At 60.9% G+C, this 20,356-nt stretch carries 15 protein-coding genes; 7 read left to right on the top strand and 8 right to left on the bottom strand.

What is annotated here, in order from left to right; all coding sequences use genetic code 11:
* Position 1: 1 nt before the first annotated feature.
* The 3 genes from F6S08_RS16115 (at position 2) to F6S08_RS16105 (ending at position 8,461) form a co-directional block, all read left to right on the top strand.
* Positions 2-3,085, top strand: a complete 3,084-nt coding sequence (locus tag F6S08_RS16115; protein WP_315871885.1) for an efflux RND transporter permease subunit — start codon at positions 2-4, stop codon at positions 3,083-3,085.
* Positions 3,086-3,195: 110 nt separating this feature from the next.
* The gene (locus F6S08_RS16110; RefSeq protein WP_315871884.1) at positions 3,196-8,037 is read left to right on the top strand and encodes an RHS repeat-associated core domain-containing protein; all 4,842 of its coding nucleotides are present in this window, start codon (positions 3,196-3,198) and stop codon (positions 8,035-8,037) included.
* A gap of 25 nt (positions 8,038-8,062) precedes the next feature.
* Complete coding sequence (locus F6S08_RS16105; RefSeq protein ID WP_409999763.1) at positions 8,063-8,461, top strand: hypothetical protein; 399 nt, start codon at positions 8,063-8,065, stop codon at positions 8,459-8,461.
* A 197-nt stretch (positions 8,462-8,658) separates the two neighbouring features.
* Here F6S08_RS16105 and hemB read toward each other — a convergent pair whose 3' ends face one another.
* The 3 genes from hemB to F6S08_RS16090 form a co-directional block, all read right to left on the bottom strand.
* Positions 8,659-9,633: a porphobilinogen synthase gene (gene hemB, locus F6S08_RS16100; protein ID WP_065926960.1), complete on the bottom strand. Its 975-nt coding sequence runs from the start codon at positions 9,631-9,633 to the stop codon at positions 8,659-8,661.
* 118 nt (positions 9,634-9,751) lie between these two features.
* Positions 9,752-10,591, bottom strand: coding sequence for a PhzF family phenazine biosynthesis protein (locus F6S08_RS16095; protein WP_315871882.1), 840 nt, complete (start codon positions 10,589-10,591; stop codon positions 9,752-9,754).
* 3 nt (positions 10,592-10,594) lie between these two features.
* Positions 10,595-11,293, bottom strand: a complete 699-nt coding sequence (locus F6S08_RS16090) for a glutathione S-transferase N-terminal domain-containing protein (protein WP_065926958.1) — start codon at positions 11,291-11,293, stop codon at positions 10,595-10,597.
* A gap of 253 nt (positions 11,294-11,546) precedes the next feature.
* Here F6S08_RS16090 and F6S08_RS16085 point away from each other — a divergent pair, with 253 nt between their 5' ends.
* A complete protein-coding gene (locus tag F6S08_RS16085; RefSeq protein ID WP_065947080.1) occupies positions 11,547-12,248 on the top strand; it encodes a histidine phosphatase family protein in 702 nt (233 codons plus the stop codon).
* 45 nt (positions 12,249-12,293) lie between these two features.
* Positions 12,294-13,349, top strand: coding sequence for a permease (locus tag F6S08_RS16080; protein WP_137212949.1), 1,056 nt, complete (start codon positions 12,294-12,296; stop codon positions 13,347-13,349).
* Here the strand turns inward: F6S08_RS16080 and mnmH are convergent.
* From mnmH to F6S08_RS16060, 4 genes are all read right to left on the bottom strand, one after another.
* Positions 13,339-14,439 carry a tRNA 2-selenouridine(34) synthase MnmH gene (gene mnmH / locus F6S08_RS16075; protein ID WP_315871881.1) on the bottom strand — a complete coding sequence of 367 codons (1,101 nt, stop codon included), beginning with the start codon at positions 14,437-14,439 and terminating at the stop codon, positions 13,339-13,341. The genes F6S08_RS16080 and mnmH overlap by 11 nt on opposite strands.
* Complete coding sequence (gene selD, locus F6S08_RS16070) at positions 14,439-15,473, bottom strand: selenide, water dikinase SelD (protein WP_065926955.1); 1,035 nt, start codon at positions 15,471-15,473, stop codon at positions 14,439-14,441. Before selD ends, mnmH begins: the two co-directional genes overlap by 1 nt.
* A 94-nt stretch (positions 15,474-15,567) precedes the next feature.
* Positions 15,568-16,317, bottom strand: coding sequence for a TerC family protein (locus F6S08_RS16065; protein WP_065926954.1), 750 nt, complete (start codon positions 16,315-16,317; stop codon positions 15,568-15,570).
* Positions 16,318-16,346: 29 nt separating this feature from the next.
* Entirely contained in the window at positions 16,347-16,598 is a 252-nt protein-coding gene (locus F6S08_RS16060; protein WP_065926953.1) for a hypothetical protein, read from the bottom strand.
* A 134-nt stretch (positions 16,599-16,732) separates the two neighbouring features.
* Between F6S08_RS16060 and nhaR the strand changes: the two genes are divergently transcribed.
* Positions 16,733-17,635: a transcriptional activator NhaR gene (gene nhaR, locus F6S08_RS16055; RefSeq protein ID WP_065926952.1), complete on the top strand. Its 903-nt coding sequence runs from the start codon at positions 16,733-16,735 to the stop codon at positions 17,633-17,635.
* 4 nt (positions 17,636-17,639) lie between these two features.
* Here the strand turns inward: nhaR and F6S08_RS16050 are convergent, their stop codons facing one another.
* Complete coding sequence (locus F6S08_RS16050) at positions 17,640-18,797, bottom strand: MFS transporter (protein WP_315871880.1); 1,158 nt, start codon at positions 18,795-18,797, stop codon at positions 17,640-17,642.
* Between the two features lie 232 nt (positions 18,798-19,029).
* On the opposite strand from F6S08_RS16050, the gene sstT reads away from it, so the two are divergent.
* Positions 19,030-20,250 (top strand): serine/threonine transporter SstT, encoded by a 1,221-nt coding sequence (gene sstT, locus F6S08_RS16045; protein WP_065926950.1) that lies wholly within the window; start codon positions 19,030-19,032, stop codon positions 20,248-20,250.
* Positions 20,251-20,356: the final 106 nt, after the last annotated feature.

The raw sequence follows: 20,356 nt of genomic DNA, 5'->3' as shown, positions 1-20,356 counted from the left end.
CATGCGCGGCATCAACCTCTCGGAACTGGCGGTCAAGCACCGCGCAGTCACGCTGTTTTTGATCATTGCGATCCTCGCCGCCGGGATCTTCTCGTTCGGCAAACTGGGACGCGCCGAAGACCCCTCGTTTACCGTCAAGGTCATGACCATTACCGCCGCCTGGCCCGGCGCCACTGCCCAGGAGATGCAGGAGCAGGTGGCCGACCGCCTGGAGAAGCGCCTGCAGGAACTGGACTACTACGACCGCGTCGAGACCATCGCCCAGCCAGGCTTTGTGTCGATGCGCATGACCTACAAGGAGTCCACGCGCCCCAGCGAAATCCAGGAGCTGTTCTACCAGACGCGCAAAAAACTCAGCGATGAAGCCGCGAGGCTGCCCAACGGGGTGATCGGGCCGTTCTTCAACGATGAATATTCCGATGTGTACTTCGCCCTGTACGCCCTGGAGGCCGAGCACTTGCCCCATCGGCAACAGGTGCAGATGGCCGAGGCCTTGCGCCAGGGCCTGCTCAACCTGCCGGGGGTGAAGAAGGTCAATATCCTCGGCGAGCAGGCCCAGCGGATTTTTGTCGAGTTCTCCTATGAGCGCCTGGCGACCCTGGGGATCAAGCCGGAGCAGATCTTCGCTGCCCTCGCCGCGCAGAACGCCGTGGCCCCGTCAGGTTTTGTCGAAACCGCAGGCGCGCGCGCCTATATCCGTATCGACGGTGCCTTCGATAGCCTGGCGCTGATCGAAAACGTGCCCCTGGAAGTCAACGGTCGCGTGCTGCGCATTGCCGATGTAGCCAGCGTCAGCCGCGGTTATGAAGACCCGCCCAGCTATCGCATCCGCCACCAGGGCGACCCGGCGCTGATGCTCGGCGTGATCATGGAAAAACACTGGAACGGTCTGGAGCTGGACAAAAGCCTCAAGGCCGAGGAAGCCCGGATCCAGGCGGACCTGCCGTTGGGCGTGAACTTCGCCAAAGTCTCCGACCAGGCGAAAAACATCAGCCTGGCGGTGAATGAATTCATGCTCAAATTCTTCGTTGCCCTGGCGGTGGTGATGCTCATCAGCCTGCTGGCCCTGGGCTTTCGCGTCGGCCTGGTGGTGGCGGCTGCGGTGCCGCTGACCTTGTCGGTGGTGTTTGTGATCATGCTGCTCACCGGGCGTGAGTTCGACCGCATTACCCTGGGTGCACTGATCATTTCCCTGGGCCTGCTGGTGGATGACGCCATCATCGCCATTGAAATGATGGTGGTAAAACTGGAGGAAGGTTTTGACCGGGTTCATGCAGCCACCTTCGCCTGGAGCTCCACGGCGGCCCCGATGCTCACCGGTACGTTGGTGACGATCATCGGCTTTCTGCCGGTGGGATTTGCACGGTCCGGTGCGGGGGAATACGCCGGCAATATCTTCTGGATCGTCGGCTTTGCGCTGATCTCGTCCTGGCTGGTGGCGGTGGTGTTCACGCCGTACCTGGGTGTGAAGTTGCTGCCGCAGATCAAACCGGTGCCCGGTGGCCACGACGCGATTTACGCCGGGCGCTATTACCAGAAACTGCGTGATTTGGTCGAAGCCTGCGTACGCAGGCGTTGGCTGGTGACCGGGTTGGTGATCGCTGCCTTTGTACTGTGCGTACTGGGCATGGCCGTGGTGAAGAAACAGTTCTTCCCCAACTCCGACCGTTCCGAGCTGATTCTTGAGGTGTATATGCCGCCCGGCAGTGCCTTCAAGAGCACCGAGGCGGTGGCGGCGCAGTTGGAAAAGGCGCTGCTGCAAGAGCCGCAGGCCAGCATGGTCGACACCTATGTGGGCGGTGGTGCACCGCGTTTCTTCCTGTCGCTGAACCCCGAAATGCCGGACCCGGCGTTTGCCAAGCTGATCGTGCAGACGCCGGACTCTCACGCCCGTGACGCCTTGAAGCTGCGCATGCGTGAGCGAATTGCGGCCGGTGAGTTTCCGGCGGCGCGGGTGCGGGTCACCCAGTTGCTGTTCGGCCCGCCGGTGCCCTTCCCCGTGGTGTTCCGCGTGTCCGGCCCCAATGTGGAGGTGCTGCGCGGCGTGTCCGAGGACGTGCGCAAGGTCGTTGCCGCCAACGCGCTGACCAAGGACGCCTTTCTCGATTGGGGCGAGCGCACCAGCGGTTATCGCCTGGTGCTGGATCAAGACCGCCTGCGCCTGCTCGGTTTTACCCCCAACGAGGTCAAATCCCAGCTCAACGCCTTGCTCAGCGGCAACCCGATCACCGAAGTGCGTGAGGGCAACCGCACCGTGTCCGTGGTCGCCCGCGCCCAGGGCAACCAGCGCGAGAACCTCGGCAACCTCAACAACATGACCCTGACCAACAGCGCCGGCACGTCGGTGCCCCTGGCCCAGGTCGGGCAGTTCCAGGCGGTGATGGAAGAGCCGATCCTCAAGCGCCGCAACCGCGCGAGCACCGTGGAAGTGCGTGCCGACATCATCGACGGCGTGCAACCGCCCGACGTGGAAATGGCCGTGTACAAAGACCTGCAACCGCTGATCGCCCGGCTGCCGGCCGGTTACCGGATCGACATCGGCGGCCCGGTGGAAGAAAGCGCCAAGGCCAACGTTGCGCTGGCGGCGCTGTTCCCGATCATGATCCTGCTGACCCTCACGGTGATCATGTTCCAGGTGCGTTCCTTCGGCGTGATGTTCATGGTCTTCGCCACCGCGCCGCTGGGCTTGATTGGCGCGGTGCCGACCTTGCTGCTGTTCAACCAGCCGTTCGGGTTCAACGCGATCCTGGGCTTGATCGGGATCGGCGGGATCCTGATGCGCAACACGTTGATCTTTACCGACCAGATCCGCCAGAACCAGGAGCATGGCATGGCGATCCACGCGGCGATTGTCGAGGCCACGGTGCGGCGCGCGCGGCCGGTGATATTGACCGCGCTGGCGGCGGCGCTGGCGTTTATTCCGCTGACGTTGTCGGTGTTCTGGTCGTCCCTGGCATTCGTGCTGATTGGCGGGGTGGTGGTGGGCACGGTGTTGACGCTGTTGTTTCTGCCGGCGCTGTGCAGCCTGGTGCTGGGGCGGGAGAAGACAAAAATTGTCGAAACGCCCCACGTAAGCGCCGGATAAGCGCTACTCCCCTGCCCTGAAAACCGCTGCAAAGTCCCTCGCCTGAATACACAGTGCGAGGGATTGCAGATGGTGGTTTTCGTTAAAGCCCCGGTTGAAGGGGCTGTTTCATGATCGAGGTGACCCGCCAAGCCATTGGCTACCTGGTGCTGGCCGCCATGGATTCAAAGACGCGGGACGTCGAATCCGTTCTCAGCGACTTCGGGCGCTGCCTCAATACCTACGAGACCTGGGCGGAAAGCTTCTTTAGCTTTTCGGCCCTGGATATCGAACAGGTCTTCAAGGTCGGGGATGAAGTGGCGCTCATCGCGCCGATCAACCGCGCCATCCTTCCCAGCAGCACGACCGCAATGTGCCAGGCAAACGGCACGTTGACCCTGGTGCATATGTTCCAGAGCGCTCGGTTCGTGCCCATTGGCAATACGCCCGTGATGGTGCAACGCATCGATCCAGAGGGCGGCCCCCTGGGCGAGCCGATCCACAAGACCATCGGCCCCAGCGGCATCCTCGAAATCACCGAGTGTGATCGCAACCAGCAGTACCGGGTCAGCTTCTACCCCAACGTCTCCAAAGACCATTTCAAGGCGCTGTATGCCTCTTATCAGTCGGTTATCGCCCCGCTGGACAGTTGGTTGCGCAGTGAATGGGAGACCACCTTCGAACCGTTGTGGAAGGGTTACTCCGAAGCCAGCTTCCCCAAGCGCTACCTCGCCCTGCATCAAGCCTATGCCCGCGGCTTCGGCGAAGCGCTTTATTCACTCTGGGACACTGTCAAGCAGCTGTTTCAGTGGCTTGGCGACCCGCTGGCTTATGCCGAACAACTGTTGCACTACCTGTCAGCGGACGAACTTGAAAAGCTGCTGAGCCTCGGCGCCGACGCCCTCGCCAAGGGCTTGTTGGTGCTCAGCGACGAGCCGCTGCTGTTCATCTATCTGTCGGCAATGGTCAGCTGGATGCGTCTGTTGCCACCGCCCTATATGAACGAGTTGCTCGGGGAAATCAGCGCCGACGTATTGATCAACTTGTTGCTGTGTCTCGCCACTGCCGGGATGGGGATGGCGGTTCGAATAAGTACCAACGTGCTGGGCGGCATCAAGTCTCAACGTGCGCGCCGATGGTTGGAACGCATGGCTGGGCAGTTCGGAAAATCGCCCATGGATGAGCATGTCGAGCTCGCCAAACCGGTTCTGCTGGGTGGCCCTGCGACGTCGATCAAGACTGTACCGGTTGCGCCGTTGAAGGCGGGGGAGCATGTGGTTTCGAACCCGGTGCCGGCGGTTCGCAGGAAGACTCAGCAGACGGTGTTGGTCAGGCAGGAGCCTGTCGATGATGTGCCCGTTTCAGGGAAGAACCCGAACGGGGATGCGACGGCCCCTTCGGATAAGACCGTCACCAACGGCTGCCCCGTGTCGATGGTTACCGGGGAGGAATTGATCACCCTCACCGACGGCACGTTGGATGGAATCTTGCCGTTCGAGTGGACACGGTTGTACCGCACCAGTGCGGTGGAAGTGGATGTCGGGTTGGGGTTTGGCTGGAGTCATTCGCTGGCGCATCGGCTTGCGGTGTCGGGCGATTCGGTGGTGTGGACGGACCATGAGAATCGCAGTACTTCGTTTCCGATGCCGACCGTTGCTCGGCCTGCAATCACCAACAGCTTGGCCGAAGCAGCGATCTATTTGGGCGCATCGCCAGATGAATTAGTGCTGGCCCAGGCATCACGGTTTTATCACTTTCGCGACGGTGTGCTGGTCTCGATCAGTGATGCGTACGACAACTGGCTGCGGATTTCTCGGGATTTTCTGGGGCGTATCGAGCGGCTGGATAACGGTGCGGGGTGTGCGCTGTTCCTGCGCTATGCGTCGGGCCGCATCGTCGCGGTGGACTACCAGGTGCAGCGGGCCGAAGACCGTGGTCCGTATGTCTGGATTACTGAGCAGAGCATTGTTTCCTACGCCTATGACGATGCTGGCCGACTGGTCTCGGCGACCAATGCGGTAGGTGAAAGCGAGGTTTATCGCTACGACGATCAGCACGTGATTCTTGAACGTGGACTGGCCGGTGGGGCGAGTTTCTTTTGGGAATGGGAACGGCCGGGCAAGGCTGCGCGATGTGTGCGGCATTGGGCCAGTTTTTCCCAGATGGATACGCGGTATGTCTGGGGGGACGACGGCCGTGTCACGCTGCACAACGCCGATGGCAGTCAGGAAGTGTATGTCCATGACGACCGGGCGCGGCTGGTACAGCGGATTGATCCGGACGGTGCCCAGCATTTCAAATCCTACGACGCTAAAGGCCGGCTGACGGTTGAGCAGGATCCGCTGGGGGCGGTGACGGCGTATCAGTATGACGAAGCCGGACGTTTGGTGGCGTTGTTTCCGGGGGATGATGAGCCAACAACCTACGAGCATGACAATGGCTTCGTACGGGTTGTAAGGCGGGGTCTGGCGGTCTGGAAGTACGAGCGTAACGACCAGGGCGATGTCATCCGCAAGATCGATCCCGATGGTCATGTCACCGACTACAGCTACGACAAATACGGGCAACTGGTTGGGGTTTGGTACCCGGATCACAGTTGTCAGCGGCTGGTGTGGAATGAGCGGGGGCAACTGATTGAGGAGCAGCTGCCCAATGGCGGGATCAAGCGGTATCGCTATGACGATCTTGGCCGTCAGGTGGCGCGCGAGGATGAGCATGGCGCGCTGACCCAGTATCAGTGGGACAGCGTGGGTCGCTTGGTTCGCGTGGTGCTGCCCGGTGGGGCGTGTCGGGAATACAGCTACAACCCCTACGGAAAAATCACCGCCGAACGCGACGAACTGGGCCACGTCACCCGCTACGAATACGCCGACGGGTTGCACCTGATCAGTCGGCGCATCAACGCTGATGGCACTCAGGTCAACTACCGCTACGACAACGTGCGGTTATTGCTGACCGAGATCGAAAACGAAGTCGGCGAGACCTACCGACTTGCTTATCATCCCAACGGACTGATCCAGCAGGAAACCAGGTTTGATGGGCAGCGTACGGCCTACGTCTACGACCTCAACGGCAACCTGCAGGAAAAGACCGAACACGGTGACGATGGCAGTCAGCTCGTTACCCGTTACGAGCGAGACCACGCCGGACGCCTCGTCAGAAAAACCCTGCCCGACGGTAGCCTTGTTGAATATGCCTACGACCGCCAGGGCAACCTCCTCAGCGTCGATGACGGCCACTGGGCGTTGGCCTACGAATACGACCAACAAAGCCGCCTCACCGCCGAACACCAAGGCTGGGGCACCTTGCGCTACGGCTACGACGCCTGCGGCGAGCTTCAACACCTGCGCCTGCCGGACAACAACCGCCTGGTGTTCAACCACAGCAAAGGCGGCCACCTCGCCACCGTCGAATTAAACGGCGCGCTGCTGACGTCTCATCTGTTCAAGGCCGGCCAGGAACATCAGCGCCAACAAGGCCAACTCCTCAGCCACTACCACTACGACGACCAGCACCGCCTGCACGCCCACGCGATCACCCAGCAACAAGACCATCTCTACCAACGCCAATACGACTATGACAAATCCGGCAACCTCACCCGACTGCTCGACACCCGCAAAGGCGAACACCGCTACCACTACGACCCACTAGGCCGCCTCACCCGCGCCGACCACTCCCAAGACCTGCAGGAACGCTTCGGCCACACCCGCGCCGGCAACCTGCTGATGCAAGACCGCCCCGGCCCCGACATCGTCGCCGGCAACCGCCTGATGATCCAGGGCGACCGCCACTACGACTATGACGCCTTCGGCAACCTCATCCGCGAGCGGCGTGGCAAAGGCCATCAACTCGTTACCGAATACCGTTACGACTGCCAGCATCGGCTGATAGGCATCACCCAACCCAACGGCCAAACCGCCAGCTACCGCTACGACCCGTTTGGGCGGCGCATCAGCAAAACCGTGGACGGCCTAACGACGGAGTTTTTCTGGCAAGGCGACAGGCTGATTGCCGAGCACCATGCGGATAGCCATCGCAGCTATCTCTATGAACCCGACAGCTTTCGTCCACTGGCCCTGTTGGAAGGTTTCGGCCCAGAAGAAACGAAGCCGTACCACTACCAACTCGACCATCTCGGCACACCGCAGGAACTCACCGACCCCGGCGGCGAAATCGTCTGGTCCGCGCATTACCGCGCCTACGGCCAGATCAGCCGACTCGACAAAGGCACAATCGACAACCCGCTACGTTTTCAGGGTCAGTACTTCGATCAGGAAAGCGGGCTGCACTACAACCGCCATCGCTACTACAATCCGGATGTTGGATGTTACCTGACGCCAGATCCGGTGAAGTTGGCGGGTGGGATCAACGCGTACCAGTACGTGCCCAATCCTACGGGGTGGATTGATCCGCTGGGCTTAAGCACCTGCCCTGGTGACGAATGCAAGCCTAACGCTGCTCCTATTTTTCCGAAGCCTAGCGTTAATGAAGGCGCGCCCGCTCTACCTCAACTGCCGAGCACTCAGCGACAGGCGAGAATAGATGAACTGACAGAGGTAAATGCAAAACAAAAAGTACTGGGTTGGGAGCAGGAATACGATATGCACTCGGTTGAAAAGCATGGCCCAGAGATACCAGACAACGCTTTAAGGCAACGATCTATTGATGGAACGAATCCAACCACAGGGGAGAGGGAAACTATCAGTTCCAGCTCCCAATTTAAAACCTGGAGAATGCAGCTTCACGCTCTAAACAAAGCCATGGGTAGGATGCAAAGCAATTCACCATCTCCTACAGGTCTTGATGGAGCGGGTAACCCAGTGGTTATCGTCGAGCTACCCGGAGCTGGACGAGGCTACAAACCTAACCGGCGGGACGCAAACGATCCTAAGTACATTGAAAATATGGACAGAGCGGAGGTCAGATTTGATATAAACAATCCAACTCGGCCATTTACCGCATTCCCTAAGTGAGCAGAAAATGCTGAAATGCCCATTCATGAATACACCTTACACTCCTAATATTTCTCATATATTGGGAGCCTTATCGATATACGACCTTGAGGATACAGTTGGCAAAGAACTATGGAAGTACGACCCTAACAATGAGAAAGACAGAGAGATAATTATTATTTCTTTTGTCCTGAAGAAACTTATGCATTTATCATACAGACATCGCTTCGTATTGATGTCTGCACTCCGAGATGTGCTAGACAAACCCGACTTTGACTTTTCGAAAGAATTCGAAAGCGATTACGACGAATACATAACTATGGCTTGGGACGAAACAGAAATCACCGACCCTAGAGGCTTCTTCGCCGATATCTACCGTTTAGCCAATGAGGTCTGGAAAGACGACCTGCAAAAAGCCAGCCTCGAAGACCAGTCGACGTGGTAGCGCCACCATTCTCCCTGACACCCCAACGCCCCCTGTGGGGAGCGAGCTTGCTCGCGTTGGGCCGCAAAGCGGCCCCAATCAAAGCAATGCGGTGTTTCAGGTAGATTGGCGGTGTCTGGTTTAGGGCTGCTACGCAGCCCAACGCGAGCAAGCTCGCTCACCACAAGTGTTCGCTCACGAGGGGGGTTACGTTGCCCTTAGATCCCAGCCAACGCCAAGTCCATAGCAAAGTAAGTAAAGATCAAATCCGCCCCCGCCCGCTTGATCGATCCCAACGTTTCCCGCACAACCCGGTCCTCATCGATCGCTCCCGCCTGGGCGCCGAATTTGATCATCGCGTATTCGCCGCTGACCTGGTACGCCGCCACCGGCAGGCGCGAGGCTTCGCGGATGTCGCGGATGATGTCGAGGTAGGCACCGGCCGGCTTGACCATCAGTGCGTCCGCGCCTTCCTGTTCGTCCAGCAGCGATTCGCGCACGGCTTCGCGGCGGTTCATCGGGTTCATCTGGTAGCTTTTGCGGTCGCCCTTGAGCGCACTGCCGCCGGCTTCGCGGAATGGGCCGTAGAGGGCCGAGGCGAATTTGGTGGAGTAGGCCATGATCGGGATATGGGTGAAGCCGGCTTCATCCAGCGCACGGCGGATGGCCTGGACCTGGCCGTCCATGGCGGCCGAGGGGGCGATCACGTCGGCCCCGGCGCGGGCGGCGGCAACGGCTTGCTTGCCGAGGTTGACCAGGGTCGCGTCGTTGTCGACATGGGCACCGTGCATCACGCCGCAGTGGCCGTGGTCGGTGTATTCGCAGAAGCAGGTGTCGGACATTACGATCATGTCCGGCACCGCGTCCTTGATGATCGAGGACATCCGCGAGACCAGGCCGCGTTCCTTCCAGGTGTCGCTGCCGTTGGCGTCCAGGTGGTGGGACACGCCGAAGGTCATCACCGACTTGATACCGGCACGGGCATAGCGCTCGATCTCGGCAGCCAGCTTCTTTTCCGGGATGCGTTGCACGCCGGGCATGCTGGTGATCGGCACGAAGTCGTCGATTTCTTCTTCGACGAAAATCGGCAGCACCAGGTCGTTGAGGGTGAACTCGGTTTCCTGGAACAAGCCACGCAGCTCCGGGGAGCGGCGCAGGCGGCGTGGACGGGCTTGGGGGAACTGGCTGGTCATGGCTGTCCTGAAAAAGTGGCGGGAAATCTTTGGGGCGAAAGCTTATGCCCCAAGGCCCCGGCAGCACAAATGCCCAGGGGCCAACAGTGTATTGCGGGGGCCGTAATAATGTATTGATCTAGAGCTGTAGATGACCTTCGATACACACCGTAACGGCGCCGCCGACCCAGATTTCATCACCCTGGCGCTCGACGCGAATACGCCCCGCACGCCCCATGGCCGTGCCCTGGCTGACCACGTAGCACTCAGGTGCGAGTCCTTCGCTGAGCAGCCATTGTGCGACGCCCGCATTCAGGCTGCCGGTGGCAGGGTCTTCCTGGGCCCCGTCGCCTGCGACAAAGGCACGCACCTCAAACTGCGCGTCCACGTCGTCAGCCGGGTTGCAAGGAGCAATCACCCCGACGGCCAGCCCAAGCAGCTGCGAATAGTCCGGCTGCAAGGCCAGGACCTGATCACGGTCAGCCAGCATCACCGCGAGCCACCCCGCGCCATTGTCGACCCACTGGCTGCGCACAATGGCCCCCGGCGCCAGGCCCAATCCCAGGCGAACGCGCTCCAGCAGCGCGGAGTCCACAGGGCCGGAGCGCATCAACGGCGGTGCAATAAACGCCAGTTCATCGCCTTGACGCCGAATACGCACCAGGCCGATTCCACACTCCTGGATAATCTCCTCGCCTTGGGGTACCCCACCCGCCTTGAGCCACGCATGGCAACTGCCCAGCGTCGGGTGCCCGGCGAACGGCAGCTCCTGCAAGGTGGTAAAGATCCTCACCCGGTAGTCCGTCCGAGCATCGCGCGGTGTCAGCAAAAACGTGGTTTCACTGAGGTTTGTCCATTTGGCGAAGTCAGCCATCTGTTGGTCGCTGAGGCTGTCAGCACCCAGCACGACGGCCAGCGGATTGCCCTTGAGCGACACGCTGCTGAATACATCCAGTTGTTTGAAATCGAAAGTCGGCATGCTTCAGCTCGGAATATTCAGGCCACGGATGACCGCCGGCCGGGCGACAAAGCCGTCCAGCGCGCGCAGTACGTTAGGGAAGTCGGCAATGCCCACCAGATCGCCCGATTCATAGAAACCGATCAGGTTGCGAATCCAGGGGAAGGTGGCGATGTCGGCGATGCTGTAGTCGTCGCCCATGATCCAGGTGCGGCCGAGCAGGCGCTTTTCCAGCACGTCCAGCAGGCGACGGGATTCCGCGGCGTAACGGTCGCGGGGGCGCTTGTCTTCGTAGTCCTTGCCGGCGAACTTATTGAAGAAGCCCAGTTGGCCAAACATCGGACCGATGCCCCCCATCTGGAACATCAGCCATTGAATCGTTTCATAACGTGTCGCCGGATCTTCGGAAAGCAACTGGCTGGATTTTTCCGCCAGGTAGATCAGGATTGCGCCTGACTCGAACAGCGCCAACGGCTGCCCCGCCGGGCCGTCGGGGTCGATGATCGCGGGGATTTTGTTGTTGGGGTTCAGGGACAGGAACTCGGGGGAAAACTGGTCCTGGGTCTCGAAACTGACCTTGTGCGCCTCATAAGGCAGGCCCAGCTCTTCGAGCATGATCGAGACTTTTACCCCGTTGGGCGTGGGCAACGAGTACAGTTGCAGGCGCTCCGGATGCCGGGCGGGCCATTTGCTGTTGATCGGGAACGCGGCGATCGGGTTCATCGGGAAACTCCCTGGCGGAAAGCCCCCATGATAATCATCTGTCCCACGTCCTGCATGGGTCATCAATGCGCAACATCAGCGGGCTATTATCCCCCGTGGGCGAACCAATACGCCCGCGTGCACTCTTAAGTGCGCTCAAACGGTGAATGGAGGCACCTCGCTGTACTGACACGGAATACCCGCAGGACGCCCCAGGCGTCATTGGGGCCAGGCTTGTCCGCCTTAACGTGACGCACGAAGACTCGAACCCATAATGACGATCAAGCCTCTGCGCCTTGTGCAACGACTGAAACACTACGCCTACATCATGTTGCCCCTTTTGCTGGTGAGCGGCGCCATGGTTGCCGCCCTCGACGCCCGGGAAAGCCGCGCCCAACCGGTGGACGGCGTGCAAACCCTGGTGTTCCTGCGCCACGCCGAGAAACCGGCCGGCGGCCTGGGCCAACTCAATTGCCAAGGGTTGAACCGAGCAATGAACCTGGCCACCCTGCTGCCGGAAAAATTCGGCAAGGCCAACTTCGTGTTTGCCGCCAACCCGACGCGCAATGTCGAGGAAGGTGAGCTGGACAATTCCTACAGCTATATTCGCCCGTTGATGACCATCAGCCCCAGCGCCATCAAGTTGGGCCTGCCGGTGAACATCAAGTTCTCGGCCAACGACACCAGCGACCTGGCCGACGAGCTGGTGGAAGACAAATACCACAATGCCACCATCTACACCGCGTGGTCCCACGGCTACCTGCCGGAGCTGATCAACAAGGTGGCCAGTGAGGCCTCCGGCGAAAAACACACGATTACCGACGACTGGTCCGGCAGCGACTACGACACGCTGTACGTACTGACGCTGACCTGGCACAACGGCAAAGCCTCGTTGCTCAGCCGCAACTACAAGCAGGGCCTGAACGACGGTGAAGAAACCTGCCCGCAGCCAACACAGGTGAGTGCCGATAGCTGAGGGCGTATGATGCACCGCTATTGACTCATTTGCGGACCCTCCCCCATGCCCAACCTCGCCTCCACCCAGCCCGTCCGGGGCTGGTCGTTCTGGTGGAAACCTGCCCTCTTCCTATTGGTGGCCTGCGTCGGCCTCTACTACGTGAAGTGGTCGCCCTACTACTTCAAGGCGTTTGTCGCCGCTGACAACCACAGCATCGGCGCCTCGATCCTCAACGATCAACAAAGCTCGCCATTGGCGGCAGCGCTGGCCTACGCCCAGGTGTATTTCCTGGCGATCTGGAAGGCTGCCGTACTGGCGGTGATCCTCGGCTCGCTGCTGCAAGTGCTGATCCCCCGCGACTGGTTGCTGCGCCTGTTTGGCCGTGCCGGCCTCGGCTCGACCTTGCGCGGCGGGCTGTTCGCCTTGCCGGGGATGATGTGCAGTTGCTGCGCGGCGCCCGTCGCGGCCGGTATGCGCCGCCAGCAGGTGTCGGTGGGCGCGGCATTGGCCTTCTGGATTGCCAACCCGGTGCTGAATCCGGCGACGCTGGTGTTCATGGGTTTTGTACTGGGCTGGGGCTTTACCGCGTTGAGGCTGGTGGCGGGCATTGTGCTGGTGGTGGGTGTGTCACTGGTGGCACAACGCATCGCACGGCCGGACCAGGTGCCGGAAGTTGCCTTGGACGCGGTGGCCGAGGCCAGCCAGGTCGAAGCGCAACCCTTCTTCAGTCGCTGGCTGCGTACCCTGTGGCAGCTGTTCTGGAGCACCATACCGATCTATATCCTGGCGGTGCTGGTGCTCGGTGCCGCACGGGTGTGGCTGTTCCCCCACGTGGACGGCGCCATGGCCAACAGCCTGGTGTGGCTGGTGCCCCTGTCGATTGTCGGCACGCTGTTTGTGATTCCTACAGCGGCAGAGATCCCCATCGTACAAACCATGATGACCCTGGGCATGGGCACCGGCCCGGCCGTGGCCTTGCTGATGACCCTGCCCAGCGTGAGCCTGCCGTCGCTGTTGATGCTGCGCAAGGATTTCGATGCGCGGGTGCTGGTGACGGTGGCCGGGTTGACCATGCTGGTGGGCGTGGTGTGCGGGTTGATCGGCGCGCTTATCCTCTGAGGGCGCGCTCGCGCAGATAGGCCGTGACTGCGCCCTGCTCTCCCGCAAACTCGATGCGTGCGCCTTTGCTTTCACGCTGGAAGGCGTACATCGGGTCGTAATACTCGCGCAACAGCCCTTCAATCCAGGCGCGATGCAGGTCCACGGCGCCGCTGCGCAGCTGTTCCGCCAGAGCATCCTGCATGATCGCCTGCAACCGCTGGAAACGCTCGCCGCCCAGGCGCTTGTGGATATTGGCCAGGCCCTGGGTCAGGCGTTCGGCAAACAACGCCTGCCCCTGCTCACCAAATACCGCGATGAATTCTGCGCAAAGGTCAATCACGTAATCGCGCAGGATGCGCTCGACACGGCCTTCGACGCTGTCTTCCAGCCACACCATCGGAAAGGTCTGCATGCCCTTGTGCAACGGCAACGGCAGCGCGCAGCTGCCGATCATGCGGCTTTCATCCTCGACCACGAACTGCTCGATACCGCCCGCGCGTTTTTTCAGCAGGTCCACCGCCAGGCGGTTTTCGAAGTCGATAGTGGAGGGTTGCGCCGTGGCGCGTTTGCCGAAGCTGGAACCGCGGTGGTTGGCATGGCCCTCCAGGTCCAGGGCGTTGCGCAACTGGCCCAGCACCTCGGTCTTGCCGGTGCCGGTCATACCGCCCAGCAACACGAAATCACAGTGGGCGGCCGCCTGGTCAAGGGTATCCAGCAGGAAGGTCCGCATGGCCTTGTAGCCACCGCCGACCCGGGGGTACTCGATGCCGGCTTCGGTCTTCAACCATTGCTGCACGATCTGCGAGCGCAGCCCGCCACGGAAGCAATACAAGAAACCGTCAGGATTGGCCTGGGCAAACCGTGCCCATTGTTCGATGCGTTCAGCCTTGATCGTCCCCGACACCAGCTCATGCCCCAGCACAATCGCGGCTTGCTGGCCCTGCTGCTTGTAGCAGGTGCCGACGCGTTGACGCTCGTCATCGGTCATCAACGGCAGGTTGATCACGCCGGGGAACGCGCCCTTGGCGAATTCGACCGGTGCACGGGTGTCCATCATCGGCCGGTCGTTGAGGAAAATGTCGCGGTAATCGGTGATGTCAGTTGCCATCAAACCACCTCTACCGCGTGGGTCTGTCGCTCAACCAGTTCGCCGATGGGCTCAAGGTTCAGGCCCAGCTCGGCGGCGACCGCATGGAATTCTGCGTCGCCTTCAGGCGCGACCGCGATCAGCAGGCCACCGCTGGTCTGCGGGTCGCACAGCACGCGTTTGTGCAATTCCTGCAGACGCCCGACCTTGCTCGAGTAGCTGTCGAAGTTGCGCAAGGTGCCACCCGGCATGCAGCCCTGGTCCAGGTAGTCCTCGATCCCGGGCAGACGTGGGACTTTGTCGTATTCGATACGTGCGGTCACAGCGCTGCCGTCCGCCATCTCCACCAAATGGCCCAACAGACCGAAACCGGTGACATCCGTCATTGCCGTCACACCGGCCAGCTTGCCGAAACGGCTGCCGGGTTTGTTGAGGGTGCACATCCAGTCACGGGCCAGGCCGATATCCGCCTCACGCAACTTGCCCTTCTTTTCGGCGGTGGTGAGGATGCCGATGCCCAACGGTTTGGTCAGATACAGACGGCAGCCCACGGTGGCGGTGTCGTTGCGCTTCATATGGCGCTTTTGCACGATGCCGGTGACGGCCAGGCCGAAGATCGGCTCGGGCGCGTCAATGGAGTGCCCGCCCGCCAACGGGATGCCGGCTTCGTCGCACACCGAGCGGCCGCCACGGATCACTTCACGGGCGATCTCCGGCGCCAGCACGTTCACCGGCCAGCCAAGAATGGCGATGGCCATCAACGGGTCGCCGCCCATGGCGTAGATGTCACTGATGGCATTGGTGGCGGCGATGCGGCCGAAATCGAAGGGATCATCGACAATCGGCATGAAAAAGTCAGTGGTGGAGACCACGCCACGCTCATCGTCGATGGCGTACACCGCCGCGTCGTCGCGGGAGGTGTTGCCCACCCACAGGTTGGGGTCAAGGTTCTGCGCGCCGCTGCCAGCCAGGATCACTTCCAGCACCTGGGGCGAAATCTTGCAGCCACAACCCGCGCCGTGGCTGTACTGGGTAAGGCGAATCGGCTCGTTCATGGTGGACCTCAAGCTATCAAGTGGGCGGATTCTAACAGACAGCAAAAGGCCGGCTGGGCTCTTGTGAGCACCGCCGGCCTTTGGGGTTGCAGCGTTACTGCCGGGCAGCGAGCAGACGCTTGTGACGGTTGCGCCGAGCGATGTTCAGGCACTCGATGGCCGCCGAGAAGGCCATGGCCGCGTAGACGTAGCCTTTAGGCACATGGGCGCCGAAGCCTTCGGCGATCAGCGTCATGCCGATCATGATCAGGAAGCCCAGGGCCAGCATCACCACGGTCGGGTTGTCGTTGATGAACTTGGCCAACGGCTCGGCCGCCACCAGCATCACGATCACCGAGGTCACCACGGCGATGATCATGATCGGCAAGTGCTCGGTCATGCCCACGGCGGTAATGATGCTGTCGATGGAGAACACCAGGTCAAGCAACAGGATCTGCCCGATGGCTGCGGCAAAGCCGATGGCCACGACATTGCCGGTGCTGGTCTTTTCTTCGGGCTCAGGGTCCATGCTGTGATGGATCTCGGTGGTGGCCTTCCAGACCAGGAACAGGCCACCGGCGATCAGGATCATGTCCTTCCATGAGAACGCCTGGCCGAGCACTTCGAACACCGGCGTAGTCAATTGCACGATAAACGCAATGGTGCTCAACAGGCCCAGGCGCAACACCAGCGCCATGCTGATACCGATGCGTCGCGCCTTGGCCCGATGTTTCTCCGGCAATTTGTTGGTGAGGATCGAGATAAAGATCAGGTTATCGATGCCCAGCACGATTTCCATCACGATCAAGGTGGCCAGGGCAATCCAGGCGGTAGGGCTGGCGGCCAGTTGTAAAAGGTAATCCATAGGTCAGTCCTGACGTTGTGCTGGGGAGATTAGGTTTCTTTGGTGTTCGATTCAGACTCGTTTTCTTCCTGATCGTCCTTTTTTTGTGGATTGATCAGGCCATTTGTCGCTTCACTCAACGCCTGCTCGGCAGCTTTCTGGGTGTCATCGATGGCTTGCTTGGCCGACTCGGTGGCTTTGCCCATGACCTGTTGCGCGCTTTTTTCGACCTGATCGCAACCGCTGATCATCACCAATGAAAGCGCAAGCAACGATGCCGCGCTCAGGAAATTGAGTTTCATCATGTCTTCCTCGTTAGAACCATTGGGTCCAAATAGTGGCCCCGCGATAGCGAGGCATTCTATGCAGGCAAACAGTTCAGGAAAATTCGTATTTTCCTCGCGTATACTTCGGTTTTTACGAAGCGACGATCATCATGCTCAATTACCGACAGTTGCATTACTTCTGGGTAGTGGCCAAGACCGGCAGCATCGTGCGCGCCTGCGAGCAACTGAACCTCACGCCCCAGACCATCAGCGGGCAGATCAGCCTGCTGGAGCAAACCTACGGGATTGCGCTGTTTCAGCGGGTAGGCCGCCAGCTTGAACTCACCGAAGCCGGGCGCCAGGCCCTGCCCTATGCCGAACAGATGTTCCAGACCGGCAATGAACTGGAGGCGATGCTGCGCGCGCAGCCCGATGAGCAACAGATCCTGTTTCGGGTCGGGGTGGCGGATGTGGTGCCCAAGTCCATCGTGTACCGACTGATCGCGCCGACCATGGAATTGAGCGAGCCCCTGCGCATTACCTGCCGTGAAGACAAACTCGAGCGTTTATTGGCCGACCTGGCGATCCAGCGCCTGGACCTGGTGATCTCCGACAGCCCCATGCCCTCGCACCTGGATATCAAGGGCTACAGCCAGAAACTGGGGGAATGTGGCATCAGTTTTTTCGCCACCCAGGCATTGGCTGACAGGTACGCCGGTGACTTCCCACAGTGCCTGCACGGCGCGCCCCTGTTGATTCCCGGCGCGGAAACCGTAGTACGCAGCCGTTTGCAGCGCTGGTTTGCCGAGCAGCAGATCCTGCCCAGGATCATCGGCGAGTTCGATGACAGCGCCTTGATGCAGGCCTTTGGCCAATCCGGCAGCGGGATCTTTATCGCGCCCAGCGTGATCGCCGATGAGGTGGTGCGCCAGTACGGGGTGGCGTTGATTGGCCAGACCGATGCCGTCACCGAATCGTTCTACGCGATCTCGGTGGAACGCAAGGTCAAGCACCCCGGCATCGTGGCGATAACCGAAGGTGCACGGCGAGAGTTGTTTACCGCCCTGCCCTGAGCGTTCAGGCGTTGGACGCGGCCGCTGGCCTGGCGGTCATCAGCCACAGCGCCAGCAGGATCGACACCAGGATAAACCCGGAAGCGGCAAAACCCAGGCTGCCGAGGCCGAGGGTGTCGATCACATGCCCGCCGACCATGGCCCCCAGGCCAATGCCCAGGTTGGCCCCGGCGATATTCAACGACGCCGCAAACGCCGGCGCATGGGGTGCGGCCTTCATCAACCGCACATGGCTGACCAGGAACAGCGCCGCCTGGGTCACGCCCCACACCGCCATCGCCGCCGCCAGGCCGACCGTGGAGTGGATCGCAGGTACCAGCGCGACCATGCCGGCGATCATGAAACCGCAGAACACCGTCGAGGCAATCAGCGGGTGACGGTCCACCGCACGCCCGCCCAGGGAGTTGCCGATCAGCCCCACTGCGCCAAAGCCCATCAGGCACCAGCCCACCAGCGTGCCGTCGAAACCGGCCAGGCGCTCAAGGATGTCCGCCAGGTAGGTATACGCCGTGAACATGCCGCTGAACACCAGGACCGACAACAGGATATGGCCTTGCATCAGCGGGTTGCGCAGGATCTTGAACTGCGAGCGCAACGACACCTGGTCGTTCTTCGGCTGGGTCACCGGCAGGTAGATAAACAGCAGCAAGGCCTTGGCCAGCGCGACCACGGCGAGGATCGCAAACGCGGCGCGCCAGCCGAACATATCGGAAATCAACGTGCCCACCGGGATACCGAACACCGTGGCGCAGACGATGCCGAAGCCGATTTTTTCGATGGCGCGCCCGGCGTATTCGGGGCCGACAATATCCACCGCCGTTTCACTGGCCAGGGCCCAGAACACCGGCAGGCCCAGGGCCGGGATCAAGCGCGCCAACGCCATCACCCAGATATTCGGCGCCAATGCGGCCACGGTATTGGCCACGCCGAACAGGAGCAGGATGCTGATAAACAGACGCTTGCGGGGGAAACGGGCGCAGTACGCGGTCAGAAACGGACCAAAGCCCGCCACGGTAAAGGCAAACAAGGTCACCAGCAGGCCAGCCTGGGACACGCTGACGTTGAGGTCCCGGGCGATGGACGGCAACAGGCCGACGATAACGAATTCTGTGGTCAGCACGGTAAAACCGGCGGCCGACAGCAGCAGGATGGGAAACAGCATGAAAACTCCAGAAACGACGACATCAACGACAGCCCGAAGGGCCCGCTGACGGAGAGGAAAGGTGAGAGGGGAGAATCTTAACAGAGTATGTCCGGCTTTTGCGAAGCCCCGGTGACCCAATGCCGCAGCGGCCGGGACAGGTCCAGCGGCATGCTAGACTTCGCGCCCTGCTTCCTACAGCTCTTTCCGCCTGCATTGCTGCGCCCTTAAAAAAACTAGAGACAACCTTTATATGACTGCTGCCCCTTCCCTTTTCCAACGCCTGGCCCGCATCAGCCTGGTCACGCAAATCGTCATCGGCTTGATCGCCGGTATCCTGCTGGCCCTGCTCTTGCCGGAGGCGGCCAAGGCCGCCGGGTTTATCGGCAAGGTATTTGTTGCCGCGCTCAAGGCCGTGGCGCCGATCCTGGTGTTTGTGCTGGTGATGGCGTCGATCGCCAACCATAAACACGGCCAGGAAACCCATATCAAGCCGATCCTGTTCCTGTACCTGCTGGGCACCTTTGCCGCCGCCGTGGTGGCGGTGATTGCCAGCATGTGGTTTCCCTCATCGCTGGTGCTCGCCACCCATGACGCCACCGTGAGCGCTCCCGGCGGCATCGGCGAGGTCTTGCAAAGCCTGCTGTTGAGCGTGGTGGACAACCCCATCAGCGCGCTGATGAACGCCAACTTCATCGGCATCCTGGCCTGGGCCATCGGCATGGGCATTGCCATTCGCCATGCCGGCGAGACCACCCGCACGGTGCTCGACGACCTGTCCAACGGCGTGACCCTGATCGTGCGCGTGGTGATCCGCTTCGCCCCGCTGGGTATCTTCGGCCTGGTGGCTTCGACACTCGCCACTTCGGGCTTCGGCGCCCTGCTCGGCTACGCCCACCTGCTGGTGGTACTGATCGGTTGCATGCTGTTCGTGGCACTGGTGGTCAACCCGGCCATCGTGTTCTGGAAACTGCGCCGCAACCCGTTCCCGCTGGTGCTGATGTGCCTGCGCGAAAGCGGCATCACCGCGTTTTTTACCCGCAGTTCGGCGGCGAATATCCCGGTGAACCTGGCCTTGAGCAAACGCCTGGGCCTGCATGAAGACACCTACTCGGTGTCGATTCCACTGGGTGCCACGATCAACATGGCTGGCGCTGCGATCACCATCACCGTGTTGACCCTGGCGGCCGTGCACACCCTCGGCATTGCCGTGGACCTGCCGACTGCCGTGCTGCTCAGCGTGGTCGCGGCGATCTGTGCCTGCGGTGCGTCGGGTGTGGCCGGCGGCTCGCTGCTGCTGATTCCCCTGGCATGCAGCCTGTTCGGTATCCCCAGCGAAATCGCCATGCAGGTGGTGGCCGTAGGCTTCATCATCGGCGTGTTGCAGGATTCGGCGGAAACCGCGCTCAATTCGTCCACCGATGTGCTGTTTACCGCGGCGGCGTGCCTGGGCAAGGAAGAGCAGTCGGTTTAAAACAGCCAGCGTAAGCAAGCCCGGCGCCGTTCTTCAATGAAGAACGGCGCCGGGCTTTTTTTGTATGGGCTGGTCGGGTTTTCCGTGCCACGTGCTGGCTCGCAAC

Origin of the sequence: Pseudomonas sp. JV449, from assembly GCF_032424295.1 — a bacterium.
Classification (GTDB): domain Bacteria; phylum Pseudomonadota; class Gammaproteobacteria; order Pseudomonadales; family Pseudomonadaceae; genus Aquipseudomonas; species Aquipseudomonas marginalis.
The sequence above is the reverse complement of the archived record's forward strand: the minus strand, read 5'-3'. Positions and strand labels throughout refer to the sequence as shown.

Excerpts from the sequence above, each read along its gene's own strand:
- F6S08_RS16065 (WP_065926954.1), bottom strand. The coding sequence starts at position 16,317 with ATGGATTACCTTTTACAACTGGCCGCCAGCCCTACCGCCTGGATTGCC.
- F6S08_RS16095 (WP_315871882.1), bottom strand. The coding sequence starts at position 10,591 with ATGCCGACTTTCGATTTCAAACAACTGGATGTATTCAGCAGCGTGTCG.
- mnmH (WP_315871881.1), bottom strand. The coding sequence starts at position 14,439 with ATGGCAACTGACATCACCGATTACCGCGACATTTTCCTCAACGACCGG.
- hemB (WP_065926960.1), bottom strand. The coding sequence starts at position 9,633 with ATGACCAGCCAGTTCCCCCAAGCCCGTCCACGCCGCCTGCGCCGCTCC.
- sstT (WP_065926950.1), top strand. The coding sequence starts at position 19,030 with ATGACTGCTGCCCCTTCCCTTTTCCAACGCCTGGCCCGCATCAGCCTG.
- F6S08_RS16115 (WP_315871885.1), top strand. The coding sequence starts at position 2 with ATGCGCGGCATCAACCTCTCGGAACTGGCGGTCAAGCACCGCGCAGTC.
- F6S08_RS16085 (WP_065947080.1), top strand. The coding sequence starts at position 11,547 with ATGACGATCAAGCCTCTGCGCCTTGTGCAACGACTGAAACACTACGCC.
- F6S08_RS16105 (WP_409999763.1), top strand. The coding sequence starts at position 8,063 with ATGAATACACCTTACACTCCTAATATTTCTCATATATTGGGAGCCTTA.
- F6S08_RS16060 (WP_065926953.1), bottom strand. The coding sequence starts at position 16,598 with ATGAAACTCAATTTCCTGAGCGCGGCATCGTTGCTTGCGCTTTCATTG.
- F6S08_RS16090 (WP_065926958.1), bottom strand. The coding sequence starts at position 11,293 with ATGAACCCGATCGCCGCGTTCCCGATCAACAGCAAATGGCCCGCCCGG.
- nhaR (WP_065926952.1), top strand. The coding sequence starts at position 16,733 with ATGCTCAATTACCGACAGTTGCATTACTTCTGGGTAGTGGCCAAGACC.
- F6S08_RS16050 (WP_315871880.1), bottom strand. The coding sequence starts at position 18,797 with ATGCTGTTTCCCATCCTGCTGCTGTCGGCCGCCGGTTTTACCGTGCTG.
- F6S08_RS16080 (WP_137212949.1), top strand. The coding sequence starts at position 12,294 with ATGCCCAACCTCGCCTCCACCCAGCCCGTCCGGGGCTGGTCGTTCTGG.
- F6S08_RS16110 (WP_315871884.1), top strand. The coding sequence starts at position 3,196 with ATGATCGAGGTGACCCGCCAAGCCATTGGCTACCTGGTGCTGGCCGCC.
- selD (WP_065926955.1), bottom strand. The coding sequence starts at position 15,473 with ATGAACGAGCCGATTCGCCTTACCCAGTACAGCCACGGCGCGGGTTGT.